Source organism: Rhodoferax ferrireducens (genome assembly GCF_049302455.1).
GTDB classification, from domain to species: Bacteria; Pseudomonadota; Gammaproteobacteria; order Burkholderiales; family Burkholderiaceae_C; genus Rhodoferax; species Rhodoferax ferrireducens_B.
The window spans coordinates 1-7261 of record NZ_JBAQMD010000012.1 but is presented as its reverse complement, the minus strand read 5'-3'; the positions used below and the strand labels follow the sequence as shown (position 1 = coordinate 7261).

Sequence of the window (7261 nt, the reverse complement as noted above, 5' to 3'; positions counted from 1 at the left end):
TGCGCGAGGCCTCGTTGACCAGGATGCGCAGGGCTTCGCCAGCGCCGTCCAGGCCGTTGGCAAGCAGGCAGGCATAGGCTTCGTGCAGCGGGTTGTTGACGTCGTCAAGTTGGGTTCTTTGGGCCATTGCCAAACTTGCGGATCAGATCGCGCCCCTCGAAGCTCACTGTGTCGCCGACTGCAAAGTCTTCTCTGCGTGGCAGGACCTCTTTGGATTGCTGTGGGGCCCTTACCGATGGGTCGAATCCAACAGCAGCGTAGCGAATCCATTTGTACTTGCCGTCATGGGATGCATGAACCATGAGCTGGTCGGGCTTGAACTCGATGACCTTGGCGCCATGCATGCGGTTGCCAGGGTTGATTGGCGAAGCTCGTCAACCGACAATTTCTGACAGGTTTTTGTCAATTGACAATTTCTTGTCGAAACAGCACTACTGCTATTCTCGCGCTGCGGCTGTCACCCAATCTCCTTGTATAGATCCGACAGTCCCGTCAAATCTGATTCGGAACCAGCAAACAAGTGGCACGCAATTGCTTTCAGGCTCGGCACATTTATGCTTCCAGTGACATCGGCAGAAATGCCAAGTCCTTTTTTATTGCCTGCAGGGTCGCAGACGGTCAGTTCAGCGCGGCGCGCACGTCGTCCTTGTAGGTGTAGAGCGTGACGCTCGGCTTCGTCAGCTCGCCTTTGGACGTGAACGCGATGTTGGCGGTCACGCCCTTGTAGTGGGTCTTGCCAATAAAAGGCACATAGACCTTGGGGTCCACCGAGTTGGCACGCTTCATGGCGTCCGCCAGGACGAAGGTGGCATCGTAGGCGTAAGGGCTGTAGATCTGGAACTGGCCGGGGAAGCGGGCGTCGTACTTCTTCTTCCAGGCAGCGCCGCCCTGCATCTTTTGCACCGATGCTCCGCCGGTGGCGCAGATCACGTTCTTCAATGTGCCCGCCTTGCTTGACAGCTCCGGCAGTTTTTCGGTGCACAGGGCGTCGCCACCGAAGTATCTGACATTGCTCATGCCAAGCTGTTCCATCTGGCGCAGCATCGGGCCGGCCTGGGCGTCGAGGCCGCCGTAGAAGATAGCGTCGGGTTTTTTGCTTTTGATGGCCGTCAGGATGGCCATGAAGTCGGTCGCCTTGTCATTGGTGAACTCCTCGGCCACGATCCGCATGCCCTTTTGCTGGGCCGTGGCCTTGAACACATCGGCCAGGCCTTGGCCGTAAGCCGTGCGGTCGTCGATGACGGCGACCGTCTTGAGCTTGAGCGCGTCATGGGCAAAGTACGCCAGCGCCGCGCCCAGCGCGTTGTCGTTCGCGATCAGGCGAAACGTCGTCGGGTAGCCGTGCTTGGTCACGTCCGGGTTGGTGGCGGCTGCGGTGATGTGCGGCAGGCCGCACTTGTTGTAGACCATGGAGGCCGGGATGGTGGTGCCCGACTGCAGGTGGCCCACCACGCCCGCCACATGGGAGTCGCACAGCTTCTGCGCCACCGTGGTGGCCTGGCGCGGGTCACCCGCGTCGTCCTCGGCGGCCAGTTCGAACTTGATCTTCTTGCCGCCAATCACAAGCGCCTGCGCATTCAGCTCGTCGATGGCGAGGCGTACGCCGTTTTCGGTGTCCTTGCCAATATGGGCAATGCCGCCAGACGTTGGGCCGGCGTGGGCGATGCGGACGATCTGGACATCCTGGGCAAAGGCCACGACAGCCGTCAGGCCCAACGCGGCAGCGGCGGTCAGGCGAAGTGACATGGGATAAGAGATGGCAAGTTTCATGGTCATTGATCCAGCTTTCAAATAAGGACAAAAGTGATCAGGGTTTACCCTGATTGGCTGATGTTACTACTTGGCACCGTCAGGCTTGGCGCAAGGTAAAGCTGTCAAACAGGGCCGCCACCTGGGCCAGCAGCTTGGCGCCGGGGTAACCCAGGGTGGACCCGGCATTGAGCCGGGCATCGCCACAGCCGGTCGCGCGAAATACCTGCAGCACATAGTGGCGCACTCCCATGGCCTGCAAGGTTTTCGCCAGCGCCAGGATGTCGGCTTCGGTGTGCAGCGCGGGATGCACCGTGGTGCGAAATTCGTGCGCGATGCCGCTGGCGAGCACCAACTCTGCGCCGGCACGCGCCTGACGCGCACTATCAAAGATACCGGTGATGGCGTCGTAGCCCGGCCATGAAGACTTGACGTCCAGGCCGACCCAGTCCACCAGCGCCAACACCTCGGCCAAACGGCGCGGGTACATGCCGGCGCTGTGCAGGCCAACGCCAAAACCGAGTGAGCGCACCGCACGTATGGCGTCTGCCAGACCGGGGTCCATGGTCGGCTCGCCGCCGCTGAAGACGACGGCATCAATCAGCCCGACGCGCCGCTTCAATAAGTCAAGCACGGCGCTCCATGACACCGGGCTGCTGCCGGTGCGTGGCTGCAGATGCGGGTTGTGGCAGTAGCCGCAGCGCCAGGGGCAGCCTTGGACAAACACTGCGGCGGCGAGTTTGCCGGGATAGTCGGTCGCGCTGAACGGCGTGACGCCGCCTACTTTGAGGGTGAGCGCTGGCGCGCCGGCCGCCGACGCGTCGACCCGATCAGGCGCCGGGCTGACTCGGGCTGCAGCAGCGCTCATCAAAGTAAGTGCGCTCATGGAACTCGCCTTTTTTGCCGGTGTTGAAGGACGACATGGGGCGGTGGTAGCCCATCACGCGGGTCCACACCTCGCAGCGCTGGCGTTCGTCGTCGCGCAGCACGACAGCTTGGCGGGTCAGTAATTGTTGTTCGCTTAGATCGGTCATGTCAGTCTCCTTGGGTATTGGTTTCGAGTTGTTTGCGCGAAATGAGGTCGGCGTCGCATTTGGGGCAAAAGTCATGACGTCCGCCCAGGTAGCCATGTTTCGGGCAGATCGAGAAGGTGGGCGTCACGGTGATGTAGGGCAGATGAAAACGCGACAGCGAACGCTTGACCAGTTGGCGGCAGGCCTCGGCGCTGCTCAGGGGCTCGGTCATGTACAGGTGCAAGACGGTGCCGCCGGTGTACTTGCGCTGCAGATCGTCTTGCAGTTCCAGCGCCTCAAACGGATCGTCGGTAAAGCCCACCGGCAGTTGGCTGGAGTTGGTGTAGTAGGGCATGTCCTTGGTGCCCGCCTGCAGGATGTCCGGGAACTGTTTGGCGTCTTCCTTGGCAAAGCGGTAGGTCGTGCCTTCGGCTGGAGTGGCCTCCAGGTTGTACATGTGGCCGGTCTGGTCCTGGAATTCGAGCATGCGGGCGCGCACATGGTCGAGCAGGCGCACGGCAAAGGCGTGACCCCACTCGCCGCTGATGTCGTACTTGTCCTGCGTGAAGTTGCGGATCATCTCGTTGATGCCGTTGACCCCCAGCGTGGAGAAGTGGTTGCGCAGCGTACCCAGGTAGCGCTTGGTGTAGGGGAACAGGCCATTGTCCATGTGGCGCTGGATCACCTTGCGCTTGATCTCCAGGCTGTCCCGGCCCAGCTCCAGCAGGGCGTCAAGCGCTGCCAGCAGGGCCGCTTCGTCGCCCATGTGCAGATACCCTAAGCGCGCGCAGTTGATCGTGACCACCCCGAGCGAGCCGGTCTGCTCGGCCGAGCCGAACAGGCCGTTGCCGCGCTTGAGCAGCTCGCGCAGGTCCAGTTGCAGGCGGCAGCACATGGAGCGGATCATGTTGGGCTTGAGTTCCGAATTGATGAAATTCTGGAAGTAGGGCAGACCGTATTTGGCGGTCATTTCGAACAGCAGCTCTGCATTGGTGCTGTACCAGTCAAAGTCTTCGGTGATGTTGTAGGTCGGAATCGGGAAGGTGAAGACCCGGCCCTTGGCATCCCCGGCCATCATGATTTCAATGTAGGCGCGGTTGATCATGTCCATCTCAGGCTGCAGTTCACCGTAGCTGAACGCCATCTCCTTTCCCGCAATCACGGGAATTTGCTCGCGCAAATCTTCCGGACAGACCCAGTCAAACGTCAGGTTGGTAAAAGGCGTTTGCGTGCCCCAACGCGAGGGCACATTGAGGTTGTAGATCAGCTCTTGCAGGCTCTGGCGGACCTCGTCGTAGCTCAAGCTGTCCTGCCGGATGTAAGGTGCCATGTAGGTGTCGAACGAACTGAAGGCTTGCGCCCCGGCCCATTCGTTCTGCAGCGTGCCCAGGAAGTTGACGATCTGTCCGACCGCGCTCGACAGGTGCTTTGGGGGCCCCGATTCGACCTTGCCCGGCACGCCATTCAGGCCTTCATGCAGCAGCGTGCGCAGCGACCAGCCGGCGCAATAACCGGCCAGCATGTCCAGGTCGTGGATGTGCAGGGCGGCACTGCGGTGCGCGGCGCCGACTTCGGGCGGGTAGACGTGATTGAGCCAGTAATTGGCAATGACCTTGCCCGAGACGTTGAGTATCAGTCCACCGAGCGAGTAGCCCTGGTTGGCATTGGCGTTGACGCGCCAGTCCAACTGCTGCAGGTACTCGTTCATGCTGGACTCCACGTCCACCAGGGTTTTGCGATCGCTGCGCAATTTGTGATGCTGCTCGCGATAAACGATGTAGGCGCGCAGCGTCTTGGGGTAACCGGCGTCGAACAGGGCGGATTCGACCGCGTCTTGAATCTGCTCAATGTGCGGGGTGACTTGACCGTGTACCTTGATTTTGGGAAGCACCAGGTAGTGGGTCAGTCGCTGCGCCTCGGTGTCGTCAAACTCGCCGCTGACCTGGGCAGCGCGTGCCAGGGCGTGGGCTATTTTGGCGCCGTCAAACGGCTTGATGCCGCCGTCGCGCTTGATGATGTGACTGAAAACGGGTGGCTTTGTTGCGCTCATCTTGTTCCCCTAAAACACTATAGGTAGTGCGGAGCAAGATATTAACCACTAAATGTAGCGTTTGTGCAGATTTAACCCTGTCAAGAGAATCTTTCTGTCTGCGCTTGATCCAAATCAGCAAATGGGCAAACCCGGACCCAGCCAGGCCGGGACTCAAGGGAGCGCGGCGCCGAACACCGCGTGCCACAGCGCCAGCACCGCATCGCGCTCGGCCTGCAGTTGCGGCAGACGAATCTGGTAGGGCTCATCATTCAACCGTGCGCGGTGCTGCACCTGGCGCAGGGTACGGTAGGCGCTGGCCGCCGCATGGCCGACACCGACGGGCAACAGGCCCATCACTTCCGCGCGCTCAAGCAGGGCAATGTTGCCCAAGTTGTCAAGCAACTCGGGTAGCTGCGCCGACTGCGACAACACCAAATACTGCATGACGAATTCCGCATCAATCATGCCGCCGGGGCTGTACTTGACGTCAAAATACCCCTCTTTGCCAGCATGGGCGTCGCGCAGCCGCTCCCGCATCGCCTTGATTTCTGTTTTCAGGCCCTCTGCCTGGCGCGGCGCGGAGATAACCGATTTGCGAATGACATCAAAACGCTGGCGCAGCGTGTCGTCGCCCAGCACAAACCGGGCCCGCGTCATGGCCTGGTGCTCCCAGGTCCAGGCAGTGTTAGAGCCACGCTGCTGCTGGTAGTTGGCGTAGGCGTCAAAGCTGGTGATCAAGAGCCCGGCATTGCCGTTGGGACGCAAGGCGGTGTCTATCTCGTACAGGTCGCCCTCGCCGGTTTTAACCGTCAGCCAGTTGATCAATTTGCGCACCAGGCTGGCATAGACTTCCGGAGCGCGCTCATCATCGTCGTCAAAGACGAACACAAGGTCAAGATCGCTGCCATAGCCAAGTTCCTTGCCGCCGAGCTTGCCGTAGGCGATGATGGCAAATTGTGGTGTTTCCCGGTGCCTGTTCTTCAGGCGACTCCAGCACCAGCGGGTAGTCACACGCAGGACCGCCTCAGCGAGTGAACTCAAGTCATCGGCGACGGCCTCGACCGTCAACTTGCCTTCCACATCGCGCGCCAGGGTACGAAACACCTCGGCGTGGTGCGCGCGGCGCAGCAAATTGAGCAGGGTCTCGTCGTCGTCTTCGCCGGTGCCCGCCAAGGCGGCACGTCGGTGATCGAGTTCATGCTCGAAGTCACTGGCAGAGAAGCGCTCGTCCAGGAAGTCGGCGCTGGCCAATTCATCAATCACCCCCGGGTGCAGCAGCAAATAGCGCGCCGGCCAGCGCGCCGCGTCGAGCAGGCGCAGCAAGCGCTCGTGCACATTGGGTCGCTCCAGCAACAGGGCCAGGTAGCTTTCACGCCGTAAGAGCGGCTCCATCCAGTCCACCAGGCGCACGGCAGCGGCTTCCGTGGCTCGGCCTTCGCGCACCCACTGGGCGGTGCGCGCAATGAGACGCAGCAGCCGGGTGCGCGATTCTTCTTTCAAAGCCAGCACCCGCGGGTGCTCGCGCCAGTTGGCCACCCGCTGGCGGAACTGATCCGTCAGTTGTTCCAGCACGTCGTCAAAGCCGGGCGCGGCGGCCGACTTGGCGCCATTGCCCCCGTTGCAGCCCTTGCAGTTCTGATCCGCCCCGCCGCCGAGCAGTTTGTCAAATTCTTCGGCCACCACTTCGCGGTGCGCGTCGAGCTGGTGCAAGAGCTGGCACGCGGTGGCAAAACCCAGGGTGCTGGCGATCCAGGCCAGGTCCTGGTCCTGCGTGGGCAACACATGGGTTTGCTGGTCGTCCAGGTACTGAATACGGTGCTCGACCTGGCGCAAAAAGACATAGGCATCGGCCAGTGCCTGCGCCGTGCTTTTCGGCATCAGTCCCGCTTTAACCAGCCGCGGCAGCGCTCTGAGCGTGGCACGCGTTCTGAGCTCGGGAAATTGCCCGCCGCGCACCACCTGCAGTAATTGAACAATGAACTCGATTTCACGAATGCCGCCGCGCGACAGCTTGACGTCGTTGGCCCGCTCCGGGTGCCCGGCGCTGCGTTTGCTGGCATGCTCGCGAATCTGCCGGTGCAGCACGCGCAACGCATCAAACACGCTGTAGTCAAGATAACGCCGGAACACAAACGGCATCACCACGCTGCGCAAGGCCAGGGTCGAGCCGTCCGCCACACAGCCCAGCGGGGCCACGACCCGGCTCTTGAGCCAGGCAAATCGCTCCCACTCCCGGCCCTGCACATGCAGGTATTGTTCCAGCGCGTCCAGCGACACGGCAGGTGGCCCTGAATTGCCGTTGGGTCGCAGCGCCAGATCAACCCGAAACACAAAGCCGTGCTCCGTGGTGTCGCCCACCAACGCGTAAATAGCCCGCACCGCCTTGGCAAAATATTCCTGATTTGAACTGCGGCCACGCCCCTGGCTATCGCCGGCGGTGTCGCCGTCTTCGTCGTAAACGTAGATC

At 61.4% G+C, this 7261-nt stretch carries 6 protein-coding genes; all 6 read right to left on the bottom strand.

Annotation, left to right across the window (positions count from 1 at the left end; all coding sequences use genetic code 11):
- Positions 1 to 104 precede the first annotated feature (104 nt).
- Positions 105 to 344: a hypothetical protein gene (locus tag WA157_RS01605; protein ID WP_422619290.1), complete on the bottom strand. Its 240-nt coding sequence runs from the start codon at positions 342 to 344 to the stop codon at positions 105 to 107.
- Between the two features lie 274 nt (positions 345 to 618).
- On the bottom strand, positions 619 to 1770 hold the full coding sequence (locus tag WA157_RS01600) for a branched-chain amino acid ABC transporter substrate-binding protein (protein WP_422619289.1): 1152 nt from the start codon (positions 1768 to 1770) through the stop codon (positions 619 to 621).
- A 79-nt stretch (positions 1771 to 1849) separates the two neighbouring features.
- On the bottom strand, positions 1850 to 2635 hold the full coding sequence (locus WA157_RS01595) for an anaerobic ribonucleoside-triphosphate reductase activating protein (RefSeq protein WP_422619288.1): 786 nt from the start codon (positions 2633 to 2635) through the stop codon (positions 1850 to 1852).
- Positions 2580 to 2783 (bottom strand): anaerobic ribonucleoside-triphosphate reductase, encoded by a 204-nt coding sequence (nrdD, locus tag WA157_RS01590; RefSeq protein WP_422619287.1) that lies wholly within the window; start codon positions 2781 to 2783, stop codon positions 2580 to 2582. The genes WA157_RS01595 and nrdD overlap by 56 nt, the downstream gene beginning before the upstream one ends.
- A gap of 1 nt (position 2784) precedes the next feature.
- Positions 2785 to 4812, bottom strand: coding sequence for a ribonucleoside triphosphate reductase (locus tag WA157_RS01585; RefSeq protein WP_422619286.1), 2028 nt, complete (start codon positions 4810 to 4812; stop codon positions 2785 to 2787).
- A gap of 153 nt (positions 4813 to 4965) precedes the next feature.
- On the bottom strand, positions 4966 to 7261 hold a 2296-nt coding region (gene glnE / locus WA157_RS01580), incomplete at its 5' end, for a bifunctional [glutamate--ammonia ligase]-adenylyl-L-tyrosine phosphorylase/[glutamate--ammonia-ligase] adenylyltransferase (protein ID WP_422619285.1).

Coding starts and splice junctions, on each gene's coding strand:
- WA157_RS01595 (WP_422619288.1), bottom strand. CDS start 2,635: ATGAGCGCACTTACTTTGATGAGCGCTGCTGCAGCCCGAGTCAGCCCG.
- nrdD (WP_422619287.1), bottom strand. CDS start 2,783: ATGACCGATCTAAGCGAACAACAATTACTGACCCGCCAAGCTGTCGTG.
- WA157_RS01585 (WP_422619286.1), bottom strand. CDS start 4,812: ATGAGCGCAACAAAGCCACCCGTTTTCAGTCACATCATCAAGCGCGAC.
- WA157_RS01605 (WP_422619290.1), bottom strand. CDS start 344: ATGCATGGCGCCAAGGTCATCGAGTTCAAGCCCGACCAGCTCATGGTT.
- WA157_RS01600 (WP_422619289.1), bottom strand. CDS start 1,770: ATGAAACTTGCCATCTCTTATCCCATGTCACTTCGCCTGACCGCCGCT.